The sequence below is a fragment of the Streptomyces sp. NL15-2K genome, assembly GCF_030551255.1.
Lineage (GTDB): Bacteria > Actinomycetota > Actinomycetes > Streptomycetales > Streptomycetaceae > Streptomyces.
Genome location: NZ_CP130630.1, coordinates 10987835 through 11013982, shown reverse-complemented (window position 1 = coordinate 11013982; position 26148 = coordinate 10987835). Strand labels below are relative to the sequence as shown.

The window sequence follows — 26148 nt, the reverse complement described above, 5'->3', positions numbered from 1 at the left end:
GTCGTGGTCCCGGCCGTGCGGGGCCAGGTCGGGGACGTGTGGTCCTCGGCCCGTGTCCGTGCCGTTGCGCGGTTGCGAATAGGGGTGGAAGGCTGGATAGCGGCACCGGCCCGAGGAGCACCCGCGGAGCATGCGTCGGTTCGTCGTCAGGCGTCGCGCGTGGCCCGGACGACGGCGGCCGACCGCCGACCACGGGGAGGACGCGCCCGCCCCCACCACCTGGAGGTACCCGTGAACAACGCCGACGGATGGGGAGACGACGTCTACCAGCCCGACACATCCGAGCAGAGGGAAGACACGGGGCTGCTCGACGCGGAGGACACCCTGGAGTACGACGGTGTCGACGACCCCCTCGACCGGGGCTGGTCCCCTCCGGAACGTCCCTGGGCGGTGGAGCACACCGGCGTGACGGCCGCCGAGCGCCTGGAGGGCGAGACGCTGGACCAGCGGCTCGCCGAGGAGCTGCCCGACCTCGCCGCCCCCGACGACGGCGACGGCATCGGCGACTGCACGGGCACCGACGGCGAACCGCTGGACACCGAGGTCGGCGCCGTTCGCTCCGGCCGTCTCGTGGCACCCGACGAAGGTGCGCACGAGGACGAGGAGAGCGCGCTGATCGCCACGGACGTGGGCATCGACGGTGCCGCCGCCTCCGCCGAGGAGGCCGCGGTGCACATCGTCGACGAGGACACCCTCTCCAGCTGACCCCACCGTCCTCGCGCCGTCGGTGGCCTCGCCGACACCGGAAATGGAGCACCCATGCAGCAGGACAAGCACCCCGACTACCACCCGGTCGTCTTCCGCGACCGCGCCGCCGGTTACGCCTTCCTCACCCGGTCCACCGCGACCAGCGACCGGACCATCGAGTGGGACGACGGCGAGAGCTACCCGGTCGTGGACGTGGAGATCTCCTCGGAGAGCCACCCCTTCTACACCGGCAAGGCCCGGACCGTGGACTCCGAGGGCCGCGTCGCCCGGTTCGAACGGCGCTACGGCGGCGGGGCGGGCCAGGGTTCCGGCGGGTCGTGAGCGATCACGGAGGCGGGACGGCGAGGCGACGGCTGCGATGAGCCGCCTGCCCAGATGCCCCGGACGAACCCGCAGATCCCTCAGGCGAACCGGCACATCCCTCAGATGACGTTGAGCGCCGCCGCGCAGCCCACTCCCCCCAGCAACATGAACGCCGGCATCAGCACCTTGAGCTCGACCCAGCTGCCCGCCCGGAACCGCATCGGCTTGGGCGGGCCGATCGGATACCAGCGCTTTCGGCCCACGGGGATCGGCCACAGGATCGGGCAGCCGGAGACCGTCAGGGCGTCCCCGATGTCGTGCACCAGCGCACCCAGCAGGATCGGCAGGCCCAGCCACAGGTACTCCTGGCCCGGCGCCGTGAACAGCCAGTCCGCGCCATTGCCCGGCTTGTCCAGCACACCGGCAAGGATCCACGAGCTGGTCGCGGCCAGCAGCCAGACCAGGACGTCGGCGCTGGAGCCACGGGTCGCCCGCCACAGCAGTCCCTCGATGGCCAGCACCATGTGCACGAACAGGAGCGCAAGCACGGCCCAGCGGCCACCGGTGATCGCCGCCACCGAGCCGCCCGCGCCGATCAGGACAGCCCACAGCCAGGTGTGCGTGAGCGTGCGGTGCCCGCCCGAGCGCCGCGGGTCGCCCTGTTTCTTCGTGGCCTTGTAGACGGCGTAGGAGAGCTTGTCGACGATCTCGCACAGCCCACGCGAGAGGGGTCCGAAGGCCCGCGAAATGGTGGCCGCCTTGTGGTCGAGATCCGGGGCCAGTGCGGCGCCGGCGCAGATCAGCGCGCCGCACAGGACAACGGGCCACGGCATCGGATGCCCGGCCGCGGCGGCGGCCGCCCCGACGCCGAGCCAGGCCGCGGCGCCCGACAGTGAGTGTGCTGGTCCCATCATCGCCGTTGCCCGCCCCATTCCTCGTGTGCCGCTGTCCAGTTGAACGGGTGCGCTGACACTCCGTCGACGGCACAGCGTAGCGTTCGCGATCTTCGTACCAGCATCCGATTCCCCCATAGGGCAGGACGGCAGGCAAGATGGGTGGGTGACCCTCATCGATCAGCTGCCGCCGACCGCCGACCCCGATGCCCTCTACGAAGCCTTCGAGTCGTGGGCCGAGGAGCGCGGGCTCACGCTCTATCCCCACCAGGAGGAGGCGCTGATAGAGGTGGTCTCCGGTGCGAACGTGATCGTGTCGACGCCCACCGGCTCCGGCAAGAGCATGATCGCCGCAGCCGCTCATTTCGCCGCGCTGGCTCGTGACGAGGTCACCTTCTACACCGCTCCGATCAAGGCGCTGGTCTCGGAGAAGTTCTTCGAGCTGTGCAAGATCTTCGGCACCGAGAACGTCGGGATGCTGACCGGAGACGCTTCCGTCAACTCCGACGCGCCCGTCATCTGCTGCACCGCCGAGGTGCTCGCGTCGATCGCCCTGCGCGACGGCAAGGACGCGGACGTCGGCCAGGTCGTGATGGACGAGTTCCACTTCTACGCGGAGGGGGACCGCGGCTGGGCCTGGCAGATCCCGATCCTGGAACTGCCCCAGGCGCAGTTCGTCCTGATGTCGGCCACGCTCGGCGACGTCTCGATGTTCGAGAAGGACCTCACCCGACGCACCGGCCGCCCGACGGCGGTGGTCCGCTCGGCGACCCGTCCCGTACCGCTGTCCTACACCTACCGGTTCACTCCGCTCACCGAGACCCTGACTGAACTGCTGGAGACCAAGCAGGCGCCGGTCTACATCGTGCACTTCACGCAGGCCCAGGCCGTGGAGCGGGCGCAGGCGCTGATGAGCATCAACATGTGCACGCGCCAGGAGAAGGAGCAGATCGCCGAGCTGATCGGCAACTTCCGCTTCACCACCAAGTTCGGCCGCAACCTCTCCCGGTACGTGCGGCACGGCATCGGTGTCCATCACGCCGGCATGCTGCCCAAGTACCGGCGTCTGGTGGAGAAGCTCGCCCAGGCCGGTCTGCTGAAGGTCATCTGCGGCACGGACACGCTCGGCGTGGGCGTCAACGTGCCCATCCGCACCGTGCTGTTCACCGCCCTGACCAAGTACGACGGCAGCCGCGTCCGCACCCTGCGCGCCCGCGAGTTCCACCAGATCGCGGGCCGCGCCGGGCGGGCGGGCTTCGACACGGCGGGCTTCGTCGTCGCCCAGGCCCCCGAGCACGTCGTCGAGAACGAGAAGGCGCTCGCCAAGGCGGGCGACGACCCGAAGAAGCGCCGGAAGGTCGTCCGCAAGAAGGCGCCCGAGGGTTTCGTCGGGTGGACGGAGAACACCTTCGAGAAGCTCATCACATCCGAGCCGGAGCCGCTGACCTCCCGTTTCCGGGTGACGCACACGATGCTGCTGTCGGTGATCGCCCGGCCCGGCAACGCCTTCGAGGCGATGCGGCACCTCCTGGAGGACAACCACGAGCCGCGCAAGCAGCAGCTCAGGCACATCCGGCGGGCGATCGCCATCTACCGCTCGCTCCTGGACGGCGGCATCGTCGAGAAGCTCGACAAACCGGACGCCGAGGGCCGCATCGTCCGCCTCACAGTCGATCTCCAGCAGGACTTCGCGCTGAACCAGCCGCTGTCCACCTTCGCGCTCGCCGCCTTCGAACTGCTCGACCCCGAGTCGCCGTCCTACGCCCTGGACATGGTCTCCGTCGTCGAGTCCACGCTGGACGACCCGCGGCAGATCCTCGCCGCCCAGCAGAACAAGGCGCGCGGCGAGGCCGTGGCCGCGATGAAGGCGGACGGTGTCGAGTACGAGGAGCGCATGGAGCGCCTCCAGGACATCACATACCCGAAGCCCCTGGAGGAGCTGCTCTTCCACGCGTACGACACTTACCGCAAGAGCCATCCCTGGGTCGGCGACCACCCCCTGTCGCCGAAGTCCGTCATCCGTGACATGTACGAACGAGCCATGTCCTTCACGGAGTTGGTGTCCTACTACGAGCTGGCCCGTACCGAGGGCATCGTGCTGCGCTACCTCGCGAGCGCCTACAAGGCCCTGGACCACACCGTCCCGGACGACCTCAAGTCCGAGGACCTTCAGGACCTGATCGAGTGGCTGGGCGAGATGGTGCGCCAGGTCGACTCCAGCCTGCTGGACGAGTGGGAGCAGCTCGCCAACCCGGAGGAGATGACCGCCGAGGAGGCCCAGGAGAAGGCCGACGAGGTCAAGCCGGTCACCACCAACGCGCGCGCCTTCCGCGTCCTCGTCCGCAACGCCATGTTCCGCCGCGTCGAGCTCGCCGCGCTCGACCAGGTCGACGTGCTGGGCGAGATGGACGCCGAGGCCGGCTGGGACGCCGAGGCGTGGGGCGAGGCGATGGACAAGTACTGGGACGAGTACGACGACCTCGGCACCGGCCCCGACGCCCGCGGCCCCAAGCTGCTCATCATCGAGGAGGAGCCGCAGAACGGCCTGTGGCGCGTCCGCCAGATCTTCGACGACCCGAACGACGATCACGACTGGGGCATCAGCGCGGAGATCGACCTCGCGGCCTCCGACGCGGAGGGCCGCGCGATCGTCCGTGTCACCGACGTCGGCCAGCTGTGAGCACAGGAGAATCCCACCCATGACGACGAACCCGGCCGAGAGCCTCGTCGACCTGCTCGACCTGGAGCAGATCGAGGTCAACATCTTCCGCGGCCGCAGCCCGCAGGAGTCCCTGCAGCGGGTCTTCGGCGGCCAGGTGGCGGGCCAGGCACTGGTCGCCGCGGGGCGCACCACGGACGGCGAACGTCCGGTGCACTCGCTGCACGCGTACTTCCTGCGCCCGGGCCGGCCGGGCGTGCCGATCGTGTACCAGGTCGAGCGGGTCCGGGACGGCCGGTCGTTCACCACCCGCCGGGTCACCGCGGTGCAGCAGGGCCGCACGATCTTCAATCTCACCGCCTCCTTTCACAAGCCTGAACAGGGGAGCTTCGAGCACCAGCTGCCGCCGATCCGCAAGGTCCCGGCCCCGGAGTCCCTGCCGACGGTCACGGAGGAGATCCGGGAGCATCTGGGCGCACTGCCGGAGCAGTTGGAGCGGATGGCCCGCCGTCAGCCCTTCGACATCCGTTATGTGGACCGGCTGCGCTGGACCGCCGACGAGGTCAAGGACGCCGAGCCGCGCAGCGCGGTGTGGATGCGCGCGGTCGGGCCGCTGGGCGACGACCCGCTCGTGCACACCTGCGCGCTGACCTACGCCAGCGACATGACCCTCCTGGACGCGGTCCGCATTCCGGTCGAACCCCTATGGGGACCGCGCGGGTTCGACATGGCCTCGCTGGATCACGCCATGTGGTTCCACCGGCCGTTCCGCGCGGACGAGTGGTTCCTGTACGACCAGGAGTCGCCGATCGCGACGGGTGGGCGCGGTCTGGCCCGCGGCCGGATCTACGACCTGGAAGGGCGGCTGCTGGTGTCGGTCGTCCAGGAGGGGTTGTTCAGAGCCCTGTAGTTCCGAGCCGTGTAGTTCAGAGCCCCGTGGTTCGCAGCTCTGGGGTCCGGTGGCTTCTGCGCCGCAGCCAGCCCCTGACCCCGCGCGACAACGGCTCCGGCTCCTCCGGCACCGGCGTAGCCGGGAGCGCCGCGACGCGGGCCTGTTTCGGTGCGGGGCGGGGCGCCGGCCGGTACTCGCGTGCTGCCTCCATGGCCACTACAAGGTCGGCCCGCAGCCAACCGATCTCATCCGCAGCGTCCGCCGTCATGATCGTCTCGGCGATCTGGGCGGCGGGCGAACCCGGTGTGCCATGCGTGGGCGGCCCAGGCCGGAACCGGTTCAGATGGGCGCGCTCATAGGGGTCACGGACGAGTTCCGCGATCTGAAGGGGATCGAGGAAGGCGGCCACGGCCCCGGCGAACTCCCACGGGTCTTCGGCCTGCCTCCGCAGGAAACCCAGGTACCGTCCGCGCCAGTTGCGAGGGCGCAGATCCAGTCCCGCGTCCAGCTGGTCGCGCATTTCCTCGGGCATACGGCGCGCCTTCAGCAGCGGGACGTTCTTCTCGTCGGCCGCGAACTGCCGTAGCTCATCGGCCAGATACAGCCAGACGACGGTGCGGTAGCGGTTGAGGTAGAACTTTGCCGGTGCCACCAGCCCCAGGCGTGCCAGGCGAGTGAACCTGCCGGCGGGCACGTCCATCACGGCCGCTCCCTCTTTGGTGCCCACGGTCTTCACGCGCTCACGCAGGGAGTCGGGAAATCGGTCGCTCGACCTCACCCGGTCGATCTCGGAGCGAGCCACGCAGCGTCCCCCGCCTCCTTCGTCGGGCAGGGTCCTGATGTGTCCGAGGCCTACGGCGAGGTCGAACTCGCTTCGCTTCAGCCGGAGTTCCCGCGCGGCGCGGCTGGGCGTGCAGGAGAGGTGGTGCGATTTCGTGAAGGTCTCGGCTGACATGGTCGGTCTCCCCCGTGGAGTCGATGCTCACGCTGTGTGCGCTCGCCGTGACAAAACGGTAGCCGGTCCGGCGGATCCCGTGGCGAGCCTGTGGATAACTCCACGAGTGAGAGAGAAAGCCCAGGTCAGGAGTCTGTTGCCGGGCTGCGCTCGGGCTGTCGGACGTCCACGCCGAGGTGCTCGCCGACCCGGTTGACGAGCAGTGTCATCTCGTAGGCGATCTGGCCGATGTCGGCCTCCGCGCCGCTCAGCACGCACAGACAGCTGCCGGTGCCCGCCGCGGTGACGAACAGCACCGCGTCGTCGAACTCGACCATCGTCTGACGGACCCGGCCAGCGCCGAAGTGCCGCCCAGAGCCCTTGGCCAGACTGTGCAGTCCGGAGGAGACGGCGGCCAGGTGCTCCGCGTCCTCCCGGCGCAGTCCCGTACTCGCCCCCGTCACGAGTCCGTCGTTGGACAGGACCAGAGCGTGCCGTACGTGTTCGACGCGCTCGGTCAAATCGTCCAACAGCCAGTCAAGTCCCTTGCCCTGCGCCATGTTTCCCGTCTCCCCGTGTGACGTTTCCTCCTGGCCGGAGGATCTCCACGCCAGCCTTCCCCACGACCGGCGTCCGAGCAAGGAGGATGGGGGCATGGCACAGAAGATGACTGACACCGAATGGCGGGAGTTCGTCTCGTACGGCACCCGCACCGGAAAGCTCTCGATCGTGCAGGCCGACGGAAGTCCGCATGTGACGCCGATCTGGTTCCTGCTCGACGGGGACGAGATCGTGTTCAACACCGGCAAGAGCAGTGTGAAGGGGCGCAGTCTGGCCCGGGACGGCCGGGTGGCCCTGTGTGTGGACGACGACCGGCCGCCCTTCGACTTCGTCGTGCTCCAGGGCCGTGCCCGGATCTCCGAGGACCTCGACCAGGTCAGGCACTGGGCCGGCCGCATAGCGGCGCGCTACATGGGCGAGGAGCGGGCCGAGGAGTTCGGCGCCCGCAACGGCGTTCCGGGTGAACTCCTCGTCCGCGTCTCGATCGACAAGGTCCTGGCGCAGAAGGCCGTCGCCGACTGAGAGAGCCGCCGGCCCGAGTTTGCTCGGGTCGTCAGCCCACCGAGTCGAGCAGCCGGGCGGTGTGCATCCGCCCGGCGTACTCGACCAGTCGGATCAGCACCTCCTTCCCCGAGTCGCGGTCACGGGCGTCGCAGAGCACCACGGGCGTGCCCTGGTCGAGATCGATGGCACGCGCGACATCGTGCGCGCCGTATGTCCGGGCACCCGCGAAGCAGTTGACGGCCACGACGAACGGGATGTGCCGGTGCTCGAAGTAGTCCACCGCGGGGAAGCAGTCCTCCAGGCGGCGGGTGTCGGCGAGGACCACGGCACCGAGGGCGCCCTGCGCCAGCTCGTCCCACAGGAACCAGAAGCGGTCCTGGCCCGGGGTGCCGAAGAGGTACAGGGAGAGGCCGGACCGGATCGTGATGCGTCCGAAGTCCATGGCGACCGTGGTGGTGACCTTCTGGTCCACACCGTCGGTGTCGTCCACCAACTGCCCAGCCTCGCTCAGCAGTTCCTCGGTGCGCAGCGGCCGGATCTCACTGACCGCGCCCACCAGGGTGGTCTTGCCCACGCCGAATCCGCCGGCGACCAGAATCTTCAACGCCAGGGCGGTCGTCTCGTCGCCCTGGGCGTCGGCGTCATCGGAGACCATCGATCACTTCTCTCTGGAGTGCCGGCAAACGGTGGTGGTGAACTTTCATCTACAGCGCTCGCAGTCCCTCGATCACCTCGCGCAGAATCCGCTCATCAGGCAGTTGCGCGGGCGGCACGGGGCGGCTGACGGTGACGCAGCCGAGTTCCAGGAGGTCGCCGAGGAGCACCCTGACCACGCCCACGGGCAGGTCGGCGCCGGCGGCGAGTTCCGCGACCGACTGTGTCTCCGTGCGGCACAGGTCGATGAGGGCGCGGTGTTCGGGCCCGAGCGCGGTGTCGTCGTCGATGCCGGGCGCGCCCGCGTCCAGCGTGACGAGGGCGATCAGGTCGAAACGCACCCCGGTGGGGCCGGGTCTGGTGCGTCCGCCCGTCATGGCGTACGGCCGGACGAGCGGCCCTGCCTCGCCGTCGTACCACTGGCTGCCCTGCTCGCGCGGGGCGCCCGTCATGTCCTCGGTCATGTGCGTGGACCGCCTTCTCGCCTCATCCGGCGGCGGGCGGCCGCGCGCCGACGCGCGGTGGCGTGTACAGGTGCTCGCCGACGCGCTTGACCAGCCGTGCCATCTCGTAGGCGACCAGGCCTATGTCGGCGGTCACGGCGGTGAGGACGGCCAGGCAGGAGCCGTCGCCCGCGGCGGCGACGAACAGGAACCCGTCGTCCATCTCCACCATGGTCTGGCGCACGCCTCCGGCGCCGAGGTGCCGGCCCGCGCCCTTGGCCAGGCTGTGGAAGCCGGAGGCGACCGCGGCGAGGTGTTCGGCGTCCTCGCGGTGGAGGTCGGTCGACGCGCCGACGGCGAGGCCGTCGTTGGACAGCACCACCGCGTGCCGTACTTCGCTGACGCGCAGTACCAGGTCGTCCAGCAGCCAGTCGAGTTCGCCCGACCGCTGGGCGGCCCTCATGCTCGGGTCCTGGATCATGCGGGGTCTCCTTCGCTGCTGTCGCTGCCCGCTGGGAAATCTGGGGTGACACCGCGGCCCGGCTGCCTGCCGCCTCCGCGTGTCCAGCCGTCGCGGTAGGCCGCCATGCGGTCCCGTACGAGTTCGGGAGTGCGCCGGTCGTCTTCCGGGGTGGCGGACGCCTGTACCGGCTCCTCGGAGCGCCGCTCGCGCAGTTGGGGCGCGAGGTTCGCCTGTCGTACCCGGCGGGGGAGGTCGTCGGAGTCCTCGGGCGGGTCGTCCGGGGGACGGTGCAGGCGCAAGGCGGTGACTCCGGGAGGTGGGGTGTCGGTCGTGGTCCGGGCCGCGGTCGGGGCCACCAGCGCGGGCCGGTCGGACGACGCCGGGACGGAGTCCTGCTGCCAGCCGGCGGGCACACGCGCGTACTCGCGTTCCGCCTGCAGTTCCGCTTCCGCCGCCTTGTGGGGGGAACGTTCCGCCCCGCCGCTGTGCAGCAGAGCTGTGGGCAGCAGGACAACCGCGGTGGTGCCGCCGTAGGGCGAGGTGCGCAGGTGCACCTTGATGCCGTGCCGGGCGGAGAGCCTGCTGACCACGAACAGGCCGAGCCGGTCGCTGTCGAACAGGTCGAGTGCCTCGGACTGCTCGATGCGCCGGTTGGCTTCGGCGAGGGTCTCCGTGCCCATCCCCAGGCCGCGGTCCTCGACCTCGACGGCGTAGCCGTTGCCGACGGGTTCGCCGGTGATCCGCACACGCGTGTGGGGCGGCGAGAACTGGGCGGCGTTCTCGATGATCTCGGCCAGGAGGTGGGTGAGGTCGGCGACGGCCGCGCCGATGACGGATGCGTCGGGGAGCTGTCGTACCTCCACGCGCGCGTAGTCCTCGACTTCGGAGACGGCCGCTCGGACGACGTTCGTCAGGGAGACCGGCATCCGCCAGGCGCGGCCTGGTGCCGCTCCGGAGAGGATGATCAGGCTCTCCGCGTGGCGGCGCATGCGGGTGGTGAGGTGGTCGAGCCGGAAGAGGTCGCTCAGTTCGTTCGGGTCGTCGGAGCGGCGTTCCATGCTGTCGAGGAGGCTCAGCTGGCGGTGGACGAGGATCTGGCTGCGGCGGGCGAGATTGACGAAGACTCCGGAGATGCCGCTGGCGAGCTCGGCACGCTCCGCGGCGGCCCTGAGCGCGGCACGGTGCACGGTGCCCAGGGCCTCGGCGACCTGCCCGGTCTCGTCCTCCGCGGGCGGCCCGGGCGGGGCCTCTGCCCGGACGTCGATCTCCTCGCCCGCGCGCAGTTTCCGCATGGCCTCGGGGAGTTTGCGGCGGGCGATCTCCAGGGCGCTGTTGCGCAGGCTCTCCAGTTCGACCACCAGGCCGCGTCCGATGCGCACGGAGATGACGAGCGACGCGGCGACGGCGACAAGGCCGAGGAGGACGGCGGCGCCGGCCGGCGTGAGCAGTCCGCGGGTGAACGGGTCGGCCCGGTCGGCGACGCCGTGCCCCGCGTCCTCCTCGATCGTCCGCATGCCGTCCCGCACGCGCGCGTGGGCGCCTGTCCAGGTGGCTTCCGGTGCCGCGTCGATCGCGCGGGCGCCCGGGTCGGCGGCGAGGATCTTGTCCTCGGTGGCCGCCAGGGTGGCGTAGGCGCGGCCGTCGGCCAGGCCACGCCAGGCGGCCCGTTCGGAGCCCCGTAGATCGGCCACGGCGGACTCGATGAGGGCACGACGCGTGTCGACGGCGCCGGTGAACAGCCGCAGCCGCTCGCCCGAGAGGCCGCCGACGAGGCGCGCACTGGCCAGGACGGTGTCCTCCTGGGCCAGCGCCTCGATCGCGCGGGAGAATTCGAGCAGCACGCGCGCGTCGGAGCCGAGTTCGGCGTCCTGGATGCCGGTGAGGGCGCCGCCCACACCGTAGGCGCTCGCGATGGTCCTCGTGTATTGCCCGTAGGTCTCCTCCCATCCGGCGTGGCGGTCGAGTACGGCGGTACGCAGCGTGCGCAGTCGCTCGGCGCCGGTGACGAACGCTTCGAGCCGGCGAGCCACTCCTGAGGGCAGTTCCTCGCTGTCGGCGATGGTGTTGTCGTCGCCGAGCCGCAGTCGCGCGAGTGCGCGGTCCGTGTCTTCCGCGAGCTTCTTCAGGTCGCCGCTCTGTCCGGCCGACGGGTCGGTCGCGTGGCGGACGGCGGCCGCCCGCTCGGCCTGAAGGGCGGCCACGGTGTCAGCGACGGGGGTCCGGATGGTGGAGTCGACGCGCTGCAACTGCCGCAGCCGCGAGACGTCCTGGGCGGTGGTGACGGTGGCGTACGCCCACAGGGCGAGCAGGGAGACGACCGGGACCATCAGCAGGCAGATGATCTTGGCTCGTACGGTCCGCGGTCGGATGTGCCGGCGTCCCGCGCGCGCGAGTGCGCCGTCCGGTATCGCGCCCACGGGGTCGTCCGGGCCTTCGTCGGCGGGCGGTCCGGCGTGTGCGCGGCGGCCGCGCACGGGGGGCGGGGGCGGCGTCTCGGCGCCGGCTGTGGGGGTCCTACGCGGTGTACGCATGGCCTCCTCGCTCGGGAGTCGTTCGGGGGTGCCGTCCGGGCGGTGCTGGGTCCGGTGACCGCTAGTGGGCCGTGCTTTCGACCGGCCGCTGGGCCGAGGCGGAGGCCCGGCGCTCCCCCGTCGTCGGCGACAGGGCGACGAAGGCTGAGGTCAGGAAGAGATAGGACCCGAGGCCGACGGCGAGGGGGAAGATGAACTGCATCGCCGTGGCCCCGGGCAGGGCCGCCCCGGAGGGCGTGACACGCACACTCACCGCGAACATGCCGGTGTAGTGCATGCTGCTGACCGCCGCGCCCATGATGAGGGAGGCCATGGTGACGGCGACGGGTGACTTGATGTTGAGCGCCGCCCACAGGGCCGCTGTCGCCGCGATGACGGCGATCAGGACGGAGAGTCCGACGAGCGCGGGGTCGTAGCCGACGTCGCCGTGCAGGCGTACCGCGGCCATGCCCAGGTAGTGCATGCTCGCGACGCCGAGGCCGGTGGTGAGTCCGCCGAGGAGGAGTGCGCGGGTGCGGTCACGGCTGTAGCCGACGGCGAAGACGCCGGCGCAGACGACGATCATGGCGACGAGGAGGCTCGCGATCGTCAGCGGCACGTCGTAGCGGATGTCGGTGCCGCTGACGCTGAAGCCGAGCATGGCCACGAAGTGCATGGTCCAGATGCCGGTGCCGATCGCCGACGCCGCGGTGATGAGCCAGTTGCGGCGCGAGCGTCCGGTGGCGCCGAGCGCGCGGACGGTGCAGCGCAGCCCGAGGGCGGCGCCTATGCAGGCCATCACGTACGACAGCACGGGGGTCAGCCACCCCAGGGCGGCGTGGTCCAGGTGTCCCATGGCTCCGGGACGCTAGTCCGAACAGGGGCGTGCGAAAGGGGCGCATTTCGAAAGGTGTTGGAATATGACGCAGATATGTACCTGAACGATCGCGGCACGCTCGAACATGTGCACCGCGGCGTCATCCGTGCCGGTGAGGAATCATGCGGAACATGAGCGACGACCACACACGTGTCCAGGAGTTCTTCACCGCCCGCGCCGCCGACTGGGACAGCCGCTTCCCCGACGACGGCCCCGCCTATGCCGCGGCGGTCGCGGACCTCGGGCTGCGTGAGAGGGACCGCGTGCTCGACGCGGGCTGCGGCACCGGGCGCGCGCTGACGCCGCTGCGCGCGGCCGTGGGGCCCTCGGGAGTGGTGCTGGGGGCCGATCTGACTCCGGCCATGCTGCAGGCCGCCATACGGGCCGGACGGGACCGGGACGGACAGTTGCTGCTCGCCGATGTCGCCGTGTTGCCGCTGCGCTCGGAGTCGCTCGACGCGGTGTTCGGCGCGGGGCTCATCTCGCATCTGCCCGATCCGGCCGAGAACCTGCGCGAGCTGGCGCGCGTCGTACGCCCCGGAGGGACGCTGGCGCTCTTCCACCCCATCGGCAGGGCGGCGCTCGCCGCGCGCCAGGGCCGGCAGATCACCCCGGACGATCTGCGCGCCGAGCACAACCTGCGTCCACTGCTGGCCGGTTCCGGGTGGCGGATGACGTCGTACGTCGACGAGGACGACCGGTTCCTGGCGGTGGCCGTCCGCGAGGGCTGACGCCCAGGAGAGGCGAGGGGACCGCTCACGATCCCGTGTGGCGCACGGGACAGCCCCGTACGCCGGGGACCGGGCGGGTGCCCGGTTCGTCGAGGGCGCGGGTGAGCGGGCGCGGGGGCGGGTAGCGGAAGGCCCGCAGGAGCGGTTCGTCGAGCAGGGCGAGCGTGGAGGTGCGCAGGAGCGGTGCGAGCGGGGCGGGACAGGGCCTCGTCAAGGTTGCTGCGGGGGATCGCCGTGCGCCCCTGCTCGCTGCCAAAGCCGATGGATCTCCAGGACGTCCTTCTCCGGGTCCATCCGCCGGATCTGTTCGAGCCGCTCGCAGCGTCTCACCGCACCGTCCCCCTTCTGCAACCGAAGCTCCAACTCTACGTTGAGGAGCGCAAGATGACCGTTCAGCCATGGCAACCACGCAGGGGGAAGGTGGTCAGCATGTTCGGCAGGGTCCGCAAGTCCGGTGCCAGGTTCCTCAACGCCTTGCGTGCAGAGACGAACACCGGCCGGGGCACACGCTCGCACAACCTGTTCGAGGCCGCCGCCGCATACGTGTCGGCCTGCGCGGAGGACGACCAGGAGCGGATCGACGAGGCGGCGGGCTGGGTGTCGCCGGAGGCGCTGTCGTTCGGGGTGAACGAGCTGGCGTGCCGGGCCGTCATCGCCCTCGCGCGGGAACGCGACGAGTCGCCGCGGACGGTGGCGCGTACGCTCCTGGGACTGCCGGCTGCCTGACATACCGGCGACAGGTGGTCGATTCGCCCCGCCCGGCCGGAAAACCGCAGCTCGGGTGTGCCGGGGAGTCGTGACAAGCGCCTTCCGGTCGCACTAGGGTGCGCGCCGTTGGACGAACCGATGGGGAGGCTGGGATGGCCGGGACGGACGAGGACGTCGTCGCCGCCGTGGACGATGCGCTCTATGTGCTGACGGCAGCGCTGCTGACGCCGGCGAAGTTCCCGAGCGTACTGGGCGACGACTATCCGGCGGCGTGCGCCGCGCTCGGTCTCGCCCCGCTGGCCGACGGATACGGTCTGGTACTCGGGCAGGACGGCGACGGAGCCCGATGGACGGTCGTCATCGACGACGTGTCACTGGTAGCCGTCGCCATAGCGTCCTGGGACTGCGGCATGGAGCACGATCTGTCGCCCGATGAACGCACAGTCGTCGCCGCTCTGCCCGGCTGGCCCCTCGATGTCGCCGTCGCTGCCCCTGGCGTGCCCGCGCCGCACGATCCCGACCCCGAGGTCGCGGACCGTCCCGCCCTGACGCCGCCGGACACCAGCATGTGGGGCCCTGCCCAGCGGCGTCTGGGAGCCGACGAGATCGCCCTCCAGTGGGCGATGTGGCGGGAGCAGATCGACGACGCGGCCTTCGTGCGCCCGGGCGGCGGGCATTCGGAAGATTCCGAGAGCGGCGGGGTCTCTGAGGACGGCGTGTCCTCGGGGACCGCCGGGGACGGCCAAGAGGCCGAGCAGAGCGGGCCCAGTCGCCGCACCGGCATCCGGCGCGTCCTCGCGGAGGCCCGTGCGTACGTCGACACGCCGCCGCCCCTGGGCCGGGTCCGGTCGACCTTCGCGCCGGGGGACGCCCGGACGCTGCGCGCCGACGGTCCCGGCTGGTCGCTCGTGGCCAGGACCGACGACATCGCGTTCGTGCTGCTCGACGACGAGCCCGGTGAGGTGCTTCCGGTGGGCCGGGGCCCGGAACTGCCCGGGCTCTTGGAGGCGCTCGACAAGATGGCCGTACGCCCCGGGTGAGCCCGACCGGCCGCGCCCCGCGGGGGGGGCGGCGCAGTCGACGCCTCCTGTCATGGTCGACGATGAGCGCGCCGAAGGTGTCCTGGTCATTCTGGGACGCAAGCGCGTCGCGTTCGGCAGCACATGCCGCGGCGCGGCACGTGCGTCGGCGCGGCACGTGCGTCGGCGCCGCTTCACACAGCCGCACGAAGCGCTGCCATCGATGTTCCTCCCACCGGCCAGGGTGTACGGCGGTCATGGCGGCGTCCCAGCAGAGGCGCGCGGCGTCGGCGTGCGGGCCGACCGTCTCGGGGGTGGCGGCCGGCGCCTCCAGGACAGCCCGCGTTCCCCGGCCTCGCGGACCAGGCTGCGCCGCGACCGCGCATCTGTGCAGCCGCCGTAGGGCCTCGACGTCCGGCCGCCCGCGGACCGTGCCGTCAGCAGGCCCGCGAGCGTCGATGTGGTCGTCCTGCTCACCGGACGGCCCGGACGAGCCGACACGGGTGCGTCAGCGACCGATCTCCTTGCGTGTGACACGGCGCAGCCTGCGCCGCTGTGAGGGGTCCAGCGTGAGGTATGCCGCGGCCGGAACTCCCAGGATTATCAGCAGCGCGGCCCACCAGGGCAGCCAGATCAGCAGGATGAGCCCGACCGCCACACCTCCTGCGGCGATCTTCGCGTTCTTCGACATGTGCGTCGCCTCCTTCGCGGCCACTGCCGCTCTCTGTTCAGAAAACGGGTCCGCGCTTCCCGCGGTTCCGAACCGCGACCCTGAGACGTCCCTGAGACATCCCCGACCTTCGCCCCTACTCGGCCCTGAGGGGCTCCCCCACCTCGTACATGTGGCGAAGCGCCTGCCGGTAGGAGTCGACGAGCCCGGCCTCCGCATAGGGGATACCCAATTCCCGGCAGTGGGCGCGCACCAGGGGCTGGGCCAGTCGCAGATGAGGGCGGGGCATGCTGGGGAAGAGGTGGTGCTCGATCTGGTAGTTGAGGCCGCCGAGGAACCAGTCGGTGACGGCGCCCCCGCGGATGTTGCGCGAGGTGAGCACCTGTCGGCGCAGGTGGCCCCAGGATTCGCCGCCCGGGTCCGGCATCTCCATGCCCTTGTGGTTGGGTGCGAAGGCCAGTCCCAGATGCAGGCCGAAGAGGGCCTGGTGGAGGGCTGCGAACACCAGAGCCTTGCCGGGAGACATGGACGTGAGCAGCAGCGTCGCGTAGCCGGCGAGGTGGCTCACCAGGAGCACGGCCTCCACCGATCGTTCCCGGGGCGGCTGCCGGCGCAGGTCCCGGAAGCTCTGGATCTTCAGGGCGACGCCTTCGAGGAGGGTGAGCGGGAAGAACAGCCAGGCCTGGTTGCGGGTGAGCCAGCGCCGGAAGCCCGTGCGGTCCTTCGCCTGCTCGCCGGTGAAGACGAGGACGTCGGCGGCGACGTCGGGGTCCTTGTCTATGTGATTGGGGTTGGCGTGGTGGCGGTTGTGCTTGTGGTTCCACCAGGAAAAGCTCATCCCCAGCAGCAGGTTGCCGTGGATGAGTCCGATGACCCGCCCGGCCGCCTTGTTGGCGGTGATCTGCCCGTGGCCCGCGTCGTGGCCCATGAAGGCCGTACGCGCGCAGAGCACGGCGAGCAGCGGCGCCAGCAGGAGCGTCCACCAGGAGTCGCCGACCATGACGACGCCCGTGAGGAGACCGGCCAGGGCGAGTGTGTTGACCGCGATACCTCGTGCGTACCAGGCGTACCGGCGTTCCAGGAGATCCTGACTCTTGACCGTGCGCAGGAGCGGGGTGAACTCGCTCCCGCCGGGCGCGGAGCGGGGCACCTCCCGAGGGCGGGCTGCGACGCCCGCGGTGGTCTGGGTCATGTCTGGACTCCGGCTCTCTCAGGTAACGGGCTGACCTGAGGAAACGTACGATTCGGTGACCCGGCGCGACCATGAGGCCACCCCCCGTGTACGTCAGGGGGTCAGCACCGCTCGGACAGGGGGGTTAAGGACACCTCATCCACGAAGTGATCCATGCCACTCCCCCGCCATGGCGGGTCGACCGCCGCAGTGCTGTACCCTCGGCGACTCCGACCCGCTGTAGTCAAATTTGAGGAGTGCGGCATAGCTGTGCAGAAGTTTCCCGGTGCGTCACCGTCCGAGATCTCCGAACTGGCCGGTTATTGTGCCGTGTTCGTGCCCGGTGACCCGGCTCGCACGGGCACGTTCGCCTTCTGGCGGCCCGACGGTGAAGCCCCGGCCGCCGTCGACGCGGGGTCGGTCGAAGACCTGACCGTCGTCCTGCCCGGCGGCGACGGTGTCGAGCGGGTGAGCGTGCCGGCCGTCCTACTGCCGGTGCGCGCCGCCCTGCCGGTGCTCACACGCGCGCGTGTCGGCGCGCACGGACACCGGTCGGCCGTGTTCTGGGGCGCGGCGTCCGTACTGGCCCTGCACTTCGTCGCGCGCGGACTGCTGTTGCCCGGCCTGTCCCCGAGCGACCACGACGCCTGGCGCACGGGCCCTCTGGGAACGGCGGACGTCGAGCACATCCGCCGGCTCGCCGCCGCGATGCCGCCCGAGGCGCACGCCGTGCCCGTGGACGGCGCCGGGCCGCTTCACTTGCCCGATCCGGACCGGCTGCTGCGTGCCTTCCTGGACGCGGTCGCCGACGCGCTGCCCCGCTCCCCCGCGGCTTCGCTGGTGACCGGCGGCCCGGCCTACGCGGCGCAGGAGCCGCAGCACCTGCCCGAGCAGCGTGAGTGGGCCGCCGATGTCGCCGCGGGCCACGACGCGGGCGTCCGGCTCTCGCTGCGCGTCGAGGTGCCCGGCCTGGCCGACGGGTGGCAGGACGACATGGCGCTGTCCTTCCGCGCCGTGCCGCAGGTGCACAGCGTGAGCGATCCGACTCTGGTCGCGGACGCCGTGACGGCGTGGACCGCGACCGGCGCCACGGGCGGCGCTTTCGGCCCACGCGCGCGGATGGACGCCCTGCTCGCCCTCCGCCGGGCGGCCCGGGCCTGGTCGCCGCTCACGCCGCTGCTGTCGGCGACCGTGCCGGACGCCGTCGACCTCGCCGACGAGGAGGTCACCGAGCTCCTCGGAGAGGGCGCCCGAGCGCTCGCCGGCGTCGGAGTCGAGGTGCACTGGCCGAAGGAACTGGCCCGCACGCTCAAGACCCGCGCGGTGGTCGGTCCGCCGGACGACGCGCCGGGGACGGACCGCCTCTCCTCGGACACGCCGTCGTTCCTGTCCGCCGACGCGCTGCTGTCCTTCAACTGGCGGTTCGCACTGGGCGACCAGCGGCTCACGCGGGAGGAACTGGACCGGCTCGCCGAGGCCAACCGGCCGGTCGTGCGGCTGCGTGACCAGTGGGTCCTGGTCGACCCGCACGAGGTACGCCGCGCCCACGCCCAGCAGGACCACAAGGTGACACCCATCGACGCGCTCGGCGCCGCTCTGACGGGCTCCACGGAGATCGACGGACGGCGGGTCGAGGTCCACCCCACGGGATGGCTGGCGGCCCTGCGGGAGCGGCTCGCGGACCCCGAGGGGCAGGAGCCGGTGGCGCAACCCGCCGCGCTCACGGCCACCCTGCGGGACTATCAGCGGCGGGGCCTGAGCTGGCTCGCCCGCATGACGTCCCTGGGCCTGGGCTGCTGTCTCGCCGACGACATGGGACTCGGCAAGACGATCACACTCATCGCGCTGCACCTGCACCGGCAGACCGACGCGGCGTCCGCCGGTCCCACGCTCGTGGTGTGCCCCACGTCCTTGATGAGCAACTGGCAGCGCGAGATCGAGAAGTTCGCGCCCGGTACTCCCGTGCGTCGCTTCCACGGCGCGCACCGCCGGCTGGAGGACCTGGCCGACGGGGAGTTCGTACTCACCACGTACGGCACCATGCGCCTGGACGCGCGCCGACTGGCCGAGGTGCCGTGGGGCATGGTCGTGGCGGACGAGGCCCAGCACGTGAAGAACCCGTACTCGGCGACCGCCCGCGAGCTGCGCTCGATCGGCGCACGCGCGCGCGTGGCGCTCACCGGAACGCCGGTGGAGAACAACCTGTCCGAGCTGTGGGCGATCCTCGACTGGACCACGCCGGGGCTGCTGGGCCGGCTCGGCACCTTCCGCACACGCTACGCGCAGGCCGTCGAGGACGGTCAGGATCCGGCCGCCGCGGAACGCCTCGCCCGGCTCGTACGCCCCTTCCTGCTGCGGCGTCGCAAGTCGGATCCCGGGATCGCCCCGGAGCTGCCGCCGAAGACCGAGACCGACCGCGCCGTGTCGCTCACCAAGGAGCAGGCGGGCCTGTACGAGGCCGTGGTGCGCGAGACGCTCGCGGAGATCTCCGGCGCCGACAGCATGGAGCGGCGCGGGCTGATCGTGAAGCTCCTGACGGGCCTGAAGCAGATCTGCAACCATCCGGCGCAGTTCCTCAAGGAGGAGGAGCCCAGGATCGTCGGCCGGTCGGGAAAGTTGGAGCTCCTGGACGAACTCCTGGACACCATCCTCTCCGAGGGGGCGGGCGTCCTGGTCTTCACGCAGTACGTGCGTATGGCCCGGCTCATCGAGCGGCACCTGTCGGATCGCGGCGTGCCCTCGCAGTTCCTGCACGGCGGGACATCCGTCGCCGGACGCGAGGCGATGGTGGCGCGTTTCCAGGCAGGTGAGGTCCCGGTCTTCCTGCTGTCGTTGAAGGCGGCGGGCACGGGCCTGAACCTGACGCGGGCCGAGCACGTCGTGCACTACGACCGCTGGTGGAACCCCGCCGTCGAGGCCCAGGCCACCGACCGCGCGTACCGCATCGGACAGACCCGGCCCGTGCAGGTGCACCGGCTGATCACCGAAGGAACCATCGAGGACCGTATCGCCGAGATGCTGAGCCGCAAGCGACAGCTGGCGGATGCGGTGCTGGGCTCCGGCGAGGCGGCGCTCACGGAACTGACGGACGCCGAGCTGGCCGATCTGGTCGAACTACGAGGGGGCGGACGATGACGGCGTACGACGGTGACACGGAACGCACGTTCGCGGCGTTGCCGCCCGCGCGCGGGCGGGGCTTCGCGCAGTCGTGGTGGGGCCAGGCCTGGCTGAAGGCGCTGGAGGACACCGCGTTGGACGGGAAGCAGGTGAAGACGGGCCGCAGGCTCGCCCGCGCGGGAGCGGTGGGCGCGGTGTCCGTGCGCCCGGGACGCATCACGGCCGTCGTCCAGGACCGCGACGGCACGGCGCACCGGGCCGACGTCCTGCTGGCGGAGCTGTCCGGCGAACAGTGGGACCGCTTTGTCGACATGGCCGTCGAGCGGGCCGGACACGTCGCGGCACTGCTGGACCGCGAGATGCCGCCGCACCTGGTCGAGGACGCGGCGGCCGCGGGGATCGAACTGCTGCCGGGCATCGGCGATCTGGAGCCGGAGTGCGGCTGCGGCGCCTGGGACCACTGCGGTCACACGGCGGCCCTCTGCCACCAGGTGGCACGGCTGCTGGACCAGGATCCCTTCGTACTGCTCCTGATGCGCGGACGCGCCGAACGCGTACTGCTGGACGCCCTACAGAACCGCAGTGCCCCGCCCGCCGAGGAAACGGAATCAGTCGAGCCTGCGGCGGGCGTGGATGCCGCGGAGGCGTACGCGGCCGGGGATGTCCTGCCGTCGCTGCCCGCCCTGCCCGAACTCCCCGAGGAGCCCGGCGTGCCGCCGTCCCTGGACACCGAGGCCCCGGCCGCGCCCTCGGTCGACCCGGCCGCCCTGGAGTTCCTGGCCGCCCGGACCGCCGTAGCGGCACACCGCCTTCTGGCGGAGGCTGTGTCGGCCAGAGCGGAACCGCACGCTGCCCAGCCGGAGTTGACCACAGCTCAGGACGCCGTACGCCTTGCCGCCGGCGGTCCCAGGAGCGACGTGGCGGACCGGCTCGCCGACGGCTCCGGACGCGGCCGGGAGCAGTTGGCTCTGGCGGTGCGTGCCTGGCGCCACGGGGGTGCGGCCGCCGTGTCGGTACTCGAGGAGGAGTGGGCCGTCGAGGGCGAAACGCTCGCACGCGCGTGTGCCGCCCTGGACTCCGCCTGGGACGAGGACGAACGGCCGACCTTGCGGGCGAACGGCAACCGGTGGACGGTCGTCGGCGCGCCCAGCCAGCTGCGACTGGGCCAGGACGGCCGTTGGTGGCCGTACCGCAAGGAAGGCGGCCGCTGGGTGCCCGCGGGCGGCGCGGCGCAGGACCCCGCGACAGCACTGGCCTCCACAGCACCCGCTCCCGAGGACGAGGCCTACTGAGGGCAACCCTCAAAGGGCCTCAAAGAGCCTCAAAGGCCATGAAGGGGCCTCAAGGGGCCGGCTTCCTGGTAAGCGGCATCCGCTCGACGAGCGGATGCCGCTCCGCGTTCATCCGACAGTCGTACGGCGTTCCGTGCGGGGCCCAAATCTGGCCACTGTCACCGAACTTGCCCCTCAGGAGGCCCGATGTCCCCGCGCGCCACCGGCCACCGCCGCGTCCACCGTTCCGTCGCGGCGGGCGTGCCCCTCGCCGTGTTGGCCGCTCTCGTCACAGCCGGCCCGGCGGTGGGCGCACCGTCCGGTCAGACGCACGTCGTGCGCACCGCGACGCTCGGTGACATCCCTCTCGGCGCGTTCAGCAACGCTCTCCTGCCCGGGACGGTGGACGACGACCGGGGCGTGGACCTCGGCGGCATCGGCAGCGACATCTACCCGGCGGGCCGCAAGGGCGAGTTCTGGACGGTCACCGACCGTGGACCGAACGGGCAGATCAAGGTGGACGGCTCGAAGCGCCGCACGTTCCCGGTGCCGGGCTTCGACCCGGCGATCGTGAAGATCCGCGTGTCCGGCGACACCGTGAAGGTGCTGGACGCGATCCCGATCACCACCTCCTCCGGCAAGCCCGCCACGGGCCTGCCCAACCAGGAGGGACGCGACGAGGCGCCGTACTCCTACGACGCACAGAAGCCTCTGCCGTACAACCCGAACGGCCTGGACACCGAGGGCATCGTGCGGAGCGAGGACGGGAGCTTCTGGCTCGTGGACGAGTACGGGCCGTCCCTCGTCCACGTCTCCGCGCGCGGGAAGGTGCTCACGCGCTATGTGCCCAAGGGGCTGCGTCTCACCGGGACGGACTATCCGGTGGTGGAGGCGCTGCCGTCCGTCCTGCTGCACCGCAAGACCAACCGCGGTTTCGAAGGGCTCGCCCTACTGCCGGGCGGAGACCTGGTGATGGCCGTGCAGAGCCCCCTGTCCCTGCCCGACACGGACGCGGGAGACGCCTCCCGTACCACCCGCCTGCTGCGCTTCTCGCCTCGGGAGAAGGCGGTCACCGCCGAGTACGCGTACCGCTTCGACCCCGTGAACGTGGTCGATCCGAGTGAGGACGACACCTCCGAGCTCAAGATCTCCTCGGTGGTCGCCGTGGGCCGTGACCGGCTGCTGGTCGAGGAGCGCACCGACAAGGCCGCGCGAGTGCAGCTCGTGCGCCTGGACCGGCACGCGAACATCCTCGGCGGTCCTTGGGACGACGACACGACGTCTCCCTCACTGGAGCAGCTCGACGATCCGGCGGCCTCCGGGGTCCCGGTGCTCGCCAAGCGACTGGTCGTCGACCTGGGCACGGTCTCCGGCGTGCCCGGGAAGATCGAGGGCGTCGCGCGCGTGGACCACGACACGCTCGCCCTGATCAACGACAACGACTTCGGCATGACGGACGGCACCGGCGCGTTCGACGCGCAGGGCCGCCTGGTCGACAGCGGGGTGGAGACGACAGTGACCTACGTGCGGCTGCCGCACGGCATATGAGGGACCTCCGCCCCGCCGCGAGCCCCTGGTGTCCCCACAGGCAGCGTTCGCCCCGTCGCGACGCCCGGCACGCACTCTCGCCGCACTAGAGAGACGGGAACAGCGATTCGAGGTCGCTCGGAAAGCCGCTGGGCAGCTCGCTAGGGAACTCCGACGGCACCTCGCTCGGGAACCGCGACGGCAGATCGCTGGGCAACTCCGTCGGCAGGCCGAAGGGCGGCGACGGAGAACGGCCCGTGCTCCGACTGCTCTCGGGGGACGGCTTCTCATCCGGTGAGTCGTCGCTCCCCGACGCCATCAGGACCACGGCGACGACGGCCGCGGCGGCCACGAGCACGACCAGCAGGACGAAGAGCGGACTACGCCGCCGCCCCGGACCTCGGTACCCGCCCGGACCGTCAGGCGGCGCGGGCGGATCCGGCGGCTGGGTCGGCGGCCACCCACCGTGCGAAGGAGGGGGTCCGAAGCCGCCGGGAGGCGGCGCGTCACCCGGTGGCCCGGGCGGCTGAGGCGGTACGGGTGGCATGGCCATACCGCCCAGAGTCGCCTCGAACCGGTCATGTCGCGACCCCTCTACGGAAGTTGATACGGGCTCACGCCATGGACCGCATGATTCCGGAACATTCCGTGCGGGGTCACTCAAAGAGACCTCGCGACGAGATCACTCATTGAGATCGGTCAAGCCGCGGCGGCGTGGTTGCCGCTCAGCCGCGCGCCCCCAGCAGGTGGTCCATCGCCAGCTGGTCGAGCCGCTCGAAGGCCATCCCTCGCGCGGCGACCGCCTCCACGTCGAACTCCTCGAAGGCGGTGCGGTCCGCGAGGAGCGCCTTCAGGCCGTCGGCCGCGGTCGGCTGCGCCAGTTCATCCAGACGCGAGGCCCGCAGGGCCTCCTGGACCTCCGGGTCGGCGCGGAAGGCGGCCGAACGCTCCTTCAGGATGAGGTAGTTGCGCATGCAGCCCGCGGCCGACGCCCACACGCCGTCGAGGTCCTCGGTCCGCGGCGGCTTGAAGTCGAAGTGGCGGGGCCCCTCGTAACCGGCGCTCTCCAGGAGGTCGACCAGCCAGAAGGCGGCGCGCAGGTCGCCGGCCCCGAAGCGCAGGTCCTGGTCGTACTTGATGCCGGACTGGCCGTTGAGGTCGATGTGGAAGAGCTTGCCGGACCACAGGGCCTGCGCGATGCCGTGCGGGAAGTTCAGGCCTGCCATCTGCTCATGACCGACCTCGGGGTTGACGCCGTAGAGCTCCGGACGCTCCAAGCGCTCGATGAACGCCAGCGCGTGGCCGACCGTGGGGAGCAGGATGTCGCCGCGCGGCTCGTTGGGCTTGGGCTCGATGGCGAAGCGCAGGTCGTAGCCCTGGGAGGTCACGTACTCGCCGAGGAGGTCGAAGGCCTCCTTCATGCGGTCCAGGGCGACGCGTACGTCCTTGGCGGCGCCGGACTCGGCACCCTCGCGGCCGCCCCAGGCGACGTACGTCCGGGCGCCCAGCTCGACCGCCAGGTCGATGTTGCGGATCGTCTTGCGCAGGGCGTAGCGGCGTACGTCGCGGTCGTTGGCGGTGAACGCGCCGTCCTTGAAGACGGGATGCGTGAAGAGGTTGGTGGTGGCCATCGGCACCTTCATGCCGGTGGCGTCGAGAGCCTCACGGAAGCGCTTGATGTGGGCCTCGCGCTCGGTGTCCGAGGACCCGAAGGGGATCAGGTCGTCGTCGTGGAAGGTCACGCCGTGGGCGCCGAGCTCGGCCAGGCGCTGCACCGACTCGACCGGGTCGAGGGCACGGCGGGTGGCGTCGCCGAAGGGGTCCCGCCCCTGCCAGCCGACGGTCCACAGTCCGAAGGTGAACTTGTCCTCGGGGGTGGGCTGGTAGTTCATGCCGCGGCTCCTTGCTCGCTTACAACTGCTACGACTGCTATGACTGCTCGCTTACGACTATTTCGTCATGGCGATTTACAAATTAGTATGCGGAGGCATCTCTGGGAAGAGATGCCTCCGCCGGAGATGTCTCGGGGCAGAGACGAGAGCCGCACAAGAGGGAGAGCCCGATGTCAGCAGCCGAGGGTCCGCTCGTCGTCGGTGTGGACACATCCACACAGTCCACCAAGGCCCTGGTCGTCGACGCGTCGACCGGACGGGTGGTTGCCGGCGGGCAGGCGCCGCACACCGTGTCCTCGGGAGCCGGCCGCGAGAGCGACCCGCGTCAGTGGTGGGAGGCCCTGTGTGAGGCGCTGCACCAGTGCGGGGACGCGGCGCGCGAGGCCGCCGCGGTGTCGATCGGCGGGCAGCAGCACGGTCTCGTCACACTGGACGCCCAGGGCGAGCCGGTACGCCCGGCCCTGCTGTGGAACGACGTGCGCTCCGCACCTCAGGCCCGTCGGCTGACCGAGGAACTGGGCGGCGCGAAGTTCTGGGCCGAACGCACCGGGTCCGTCCCGGCCGCCTCCTTCACGGTCACGAAATGGGCGTGGCTGGCCGAGAACGAGCCGGAGGCCGTCCGCGCGACCAAGGCCGTCCGCCTCCCCCACGACTACCTCACCGAACGCCTCACCGGGCAGGGCACCACCGACCGCGGTGACGCCTCCGGCACTGGCTGGTGGGCGTCGGGGACGGAGTCGTACGACGCGGAGATCCTCGCGCACGTAGGGCTCGAGCCGGCTCTGCTGCCCCGCGTGGTCCGGCCCGGTGAGGTGGCGGGCACCGTGCGCGGCGGCCACGACCTGCCGTTCTCCAAGGGCACCCTGGTCGCACCGGGGACCGGGGACAACGCCGCCGCAGCGCTGGGCCTGGGGCTGCGCCCCGGTACGCCGGTGATGAGCCTCGGCACCTCGGGCACGGTGTACGCCGTGTCGAAGCGGCGCCCGACGGACCCGACGGGCACCGTGGCGGGCTTCGCCGACGCCCACGGCGACTGGCTGCCGCTGGCCTGCACCCTGAACTGCACGCTCGCCGTCGACCGGGTCGCGACCCTGCTGGGACTGGACCGTGAGGCGGTGGAGCCCACCGCCGACGTCACCCTCCTGCCCTACCTCGACGGTGAGCGCACGCCGAACCTGCCGAACGCCTCGGGACTGCTGCACGGGCTGCGCCACGACACGACCGGCGGCCAGCTCCTGCAGGCCGCGTACGACGGTGCCGTCCAGTCGCTGCTCGGCGCGCTCGACCTGGTCCTCGACGAGGACGCCGACCGTTCGACCCCGCTGCTGCTGATCGGCGGCGGCGCCCGGGGCACCGCCTGGCAGCAGACCGTACGCCGGCTGTCGGGACGTCCCGTCCAGGTGCCCGAGGCCAAGGAACTGGTCGCACTCGGCGCCGCGGCACAGGCGGCCGGCCTGCTGACCGGCGAGGACCCGGGCGCGGTCGCCCGGCGCTGGAACACGGCCGCCGGACCCGTACTCGAGGCGGTGGAGCGGGACGAGGCGACGCTGGCCAGGATCGCCGGGGTACGCTCCGACGCGGCCTCGCTGCTGGAGCGAGGGCCGGAGACCCACTGACGGACGTCTTCCGACACAGGCCCAC

The 26148-nt window shown here is 71.3% G+C and carries 24 protein-coding genes and 1 pseudogene; 12 read left to right on the top strand and 13 right to left on the bottom strand.

What is annotated here, in order from left to right:
• The first annotated feature begins 231 nt into the window (after window positions 1-231).
• Complete coding sequence (locus Q4V64_RS48170; RefSeq protein ID WP_124444399.1) at window positions 232-705, top strand: DUF5709 domain-containing protein; 474 nt, start codon at window positions 232-234, stop codon at window positions 703-705.
• Between the two features lie 54 nt (window positions 706-759).
• Window positions 760-1029, top strand: a complete 270-nt coding sequence (locus Q4V64_RS48165; protein ID WP_124444398.1) for a type B 50S ribosomal protein L31 — start codon at window positions 760-762, stop codon at window positions 1027-1029.
• Window positions 1030-1130: 101 nt separating this feature from the next.
• On the opposite strand, the gene Q4V64_RS48160 is transcribed toward Q4V64_RS48165, so the two are convergent.
• Window positions 1131-1925: a metal-dependent hydrolase gene (locus Q4V64_RS48160; RefSeq protein WP_124444397.1), complete on the bottom strand. Its 795-nt coding sequence runs from the start codon at window positions 1923-1925 to the stop codon at window positions 1131-1133.
• A gap of 145 nt (window positions 1926-2070) precedes the next feature.
• Between Q4V64_RS48160 and Q4V64_RS48155 the strand changes: the two genes are divergently transcribed.
• Window positions 2071-4584, top strand: coding sequence for a DEAD/DEAH box helicase (locus Q4V64_RS48155; protein WP_124444396.1), 2514 nt, complete (start codon window positions 2071-2073; stop codon window positions 4582-4584).
• Between the two features lie 19 nt (window positions 4585-4603).
• A complete protein-coding gene (locus Q4V64_RS48150; protein WP_124444395.1) occupies window positions 4604-5473 on the top strand; it encodes an acyl-CoA thioesterase II in 870 nt (289 codons plus the stop codon).
• 16 nt (window positions 5474-5489) lie between these two features.
• Here Q4V64_RS48150 and Q4V64_RS48145 read toward each other — a convergent pair whose 3' ends face one another.
• Window positions 5490-6410: a DUF6397 family protein gene (locus Q4V64_RS48145; protein ID WP_124444394.1), complete on the bottom strand. Its 921-nt coding sequence runs from the start codon at window positions 6408-6410 to the stop codon at window positions 5490-5492.
• 125 nt (window positions 6411-6535) lie between these two features.
• Complete coding sequence (locus Q4V64_RS48140) at window positions 6536-6949, bottom strand: roadblock/LC7 domain-containing protein (protein ID WP_124444393.1); 414 nt, start codon at window positions 6947-6949, stop codon at window positions 6536-6538.
• A 94-nt stretch (window positions 6950-7043) separates the two neighbouring features.
• Between Q4V64_RS48140 and Q4V64_RS48135 the strand changes: the two genes are divergently transcribed.
• Complete coding sequence (locus Q4V64_RS48135; RefSeq protein WP_124444392.1) at window positions 7044-7472, top strand: PPOX class F420-dependent oxidoreductase; 429 nt, start codon at window positions 7044-7046, stop codon at window positions 7470-7472.
• 31 nt (window positions 7473-7503) lie between these two features.
• On the opposite strand, the gene Q4V64_RS48130 is transcribed toward Q4V64_RS48135, so the two are convergent.
• From Q4V64_RS48130 to Q4V64_RS48110, 5 genes are all read right to left on the bottom strand, one after another.
• Window positions 7504-8109 carry an ATP/GTP-binding protein gene (locus tag Q4V64_RS48130; protein ID WP_124444391.1) on the bottom strand — a complete coding sequence of 202 codons (606 nt, stop codon included), beginning with the start codon at window positions 8107-8109 and terminating at the stop codon, window positions 7504-7506.
• A gap of 49 nt (window positions 8110-8158) precedes the next feature.
• On the bottom strand, window positions 8159-8572 hold the full coding sequence (locus tag Q4V64_RS48125; RefSeq protein WP_124444390.1) for a DUF742 domain-containing protein: 414 nt from the start codon (window positions 8570-8572) through the stop codon (window positions 8159-8161).
• A 22-nt stretch (window positions 8573-8594) separates the two neighbouring features.
• The gene (locus Q4V64_RS48120) at window positions 8595-9032 is read right to left on the bottom strand and encodes a roadblock/LC7 domain-containing protein (RefSeq protein WP_124444389.1); all 438 of its coding nucleotides are present in this window, start codon (window positions 9030-9032) and stop codon (window positions 8595-8597) included.
• Window positions 9029-11545 (bottom strand): nitrate- and nitrite sensing domain-containing protein, encoded by a 2517-nt coding sequence (locus Q4V64_RS48115; RefSeq protein ID WP_124444388.1) that lies wholly within the window; start codon window positions 11543-11545, stop codon window positions 9029-9031. The genes Q4V64_RS48120 and Q4V64_RS48115 overlap by 4 nt, the downstream gene beginning before the upstream one ends.
• A 61-nt stretch (window positions 11546-11606) precedes the next feature.
• A complete protein-coding gene (locus Q4V64_RS48110) occupies window positions 11607-12380 on the bottom strand; it encodes an MHYT domain-containing protein (protein WP_124444387.1) in 774 nt (257 codons plus the stop codon).
• A gap of 152 nt (window positions 12381-12532) precedes the next feature.
• Here Q4V64_RS48110 and Q4V64_RS48105 point away from each other — a divergent pair, with 152 nt between their 5' ends.
• Window positions 12533-13132: a class I SAM-dependent methyltransferase gene (locus tag Q4V64_RS48105; RefSeq protein WP_124444386.1), complete on the top strand. Its 600-nt coding sequence runs from the start codon at window positions 12533-12535 to the stop codon at window positions 13130-13132.
• A gap of 25 nt (window positions 13133-13157) precedes the next feature.
• On the opposite strand, the pseudogene Q4V64_RS48100 reads toward Q4V64_RS48105, so the two are convergent.
• Window positions 13158-13331 (bottom strand): annotated as a pseudogene (locus tag Q4V64_RS48100) (DUF2236 domain-containing protein); the annotation flags it as partial.
• A gap of 230 nt (window positions 13332-13561) precedes the next feature.
• Here Q4V64_RS48100 and Q4V64_RS48095 point away from each other — a divergent pair.
• Together Q4V64_RS48095 and Q4V64_RS48090 are read left to right on the top strand one after the other, a co-directional pair.
• On the top strand, window positions 13562-13858 hold the full coding sequence (locus Q4V64_RS48095; protein WP_124444385.1) for a hypothetical protein: 297 nt from the start codon (window positions 13562-13564) through the stop codon (window positions 13856-13858).
• Between the two features lie 134 nt (window positions 13859-13992).
• Complete coding sequence (locus Q4V64_RS48090) at window positions 13993-14880, top strand: hypothetical protein (protein WP_124444384.1); 888 nt, start codon at window positions 13993-13995, stop codon at window positions 14878-14880.
• A gap of 487 nt (window positions 14881-15367) precedes the next feature.
• On the opposite strand, the gene Q4V64_RS48085 is transcribed toward Q4V64_RS48090, so the two are convergent.
• Both Q4V64_RS48085 and Q4V64_RS48080 read right to left on the bottom strand, forming a co-directional pair.
• Window positions 15368-15550, bottom strand: a complete 183-nt coding sequence (locus Q4V64_RS48085; RefSeq protein ID WP_124444383.1) for a hypothetical protein — start codon at window positions 15548-15550, stop codon at window positions 15368-15370.
• Window positions 15551-15665: 115 nt separating this feature from the next.
• Complete coding sequence (locus Q4V64_RS48080; protein WP_124444382.1) at window positions 15666-16721, bottom strand: acyl-CoA desaturase; 1056 nt, start codon at window positions 16719-16721, stop codon at window positions 15666-15668.
• 249 nt (window positions 16722-16970) lie between these two features.
• Here Q4V64_RS48080 and Q4V64_RS48075 point away from each other — a divergent pair, with 249 nt between their 5' ends.
• From Q4V64_RS48075 to Q4V64_RS48065, 3 genes are all read left to right on the top strand, one after another.
• Window positions 16971-19835, top strand: coding sequence for a DEAD/DEAH box helicase (locus Q4V64_RS48075; protein WP_253267377.1), 2865 nt, complete (start codon window positions 16971-16973; stop codon window positions 19833-19835).
• Window positions 19832-21109, top strand: a complete 1278-nt coding sequence (locus tag Q4V64_RS48070) for an SWF or SNF family helicase (protein ID WP_124444380.1) — start codon at window positions 19832-19834, stop codon at window positions 21107-21109. The genes Q4V64_RS48075 and Q4V64_RS48070 overlap by 4 nt, the downstream gene beginning before the upstream one ends.
• A gap of 186 nt (window positions 21110-21295) precedes the next feature.
• On the top strand, window positions 21296-22636 hold the full coding sequence (locus Q4V64_RS48065) for an esterase-like activity of phytase family protein (protein WP_124444379.1): 1341 nt from the start codon (window positions 21296-21298) through the stop codon (window positions 22634-22636).
• An 85-nt stretch (window positions 22637-22721) separates the two neighbouring features.
• Here Q4V64_RS48065 and Q4V64_RS48060 read toward each other — a convergent pair whose 3' ends face one another.
• Together Q4V64_RS48060 and xylA are read right to left on the bottom strand one after the other, a co-directional pair.
• Entirely contained in the window at window positions 22722-22973 is a 252-nt protein-coding gene (locus Q4V64_RS48060; protein ID WP_253267376.1) for a hypothetical protein, read from the bottom strand.
• 367 nt (window positions 22974-23340) lie between these two features.
• Window positions 23341-24507: a xylose isomerase gene (gene xylA / locus Q4V64_RS48055; RefSeq protein WP_124444378.1), complete on the bottom strand. Its 1167-nt coding sequence runs from the start codon at window positions 24505-24507 to the stop codon at window positions 23341-23343.
• A 170-nt stretch (window positions 24508-24677) separates the two neighbouring features.
• On the opposite strand from xylA, the gene xylB reads away from it, so the two are divergent.
• Window positions 24678-26123, top strand: coding sequence for a xylulokinase (gene xylB, locus Q4V64_RS48050; protein ID WP_124444377.1), 1446 nt, complete (start codon window positions 24678-24680; stop codon window positions 26121-26123).
• Window positions 26124-26148 lie beyond the last annotated feature (25 nt).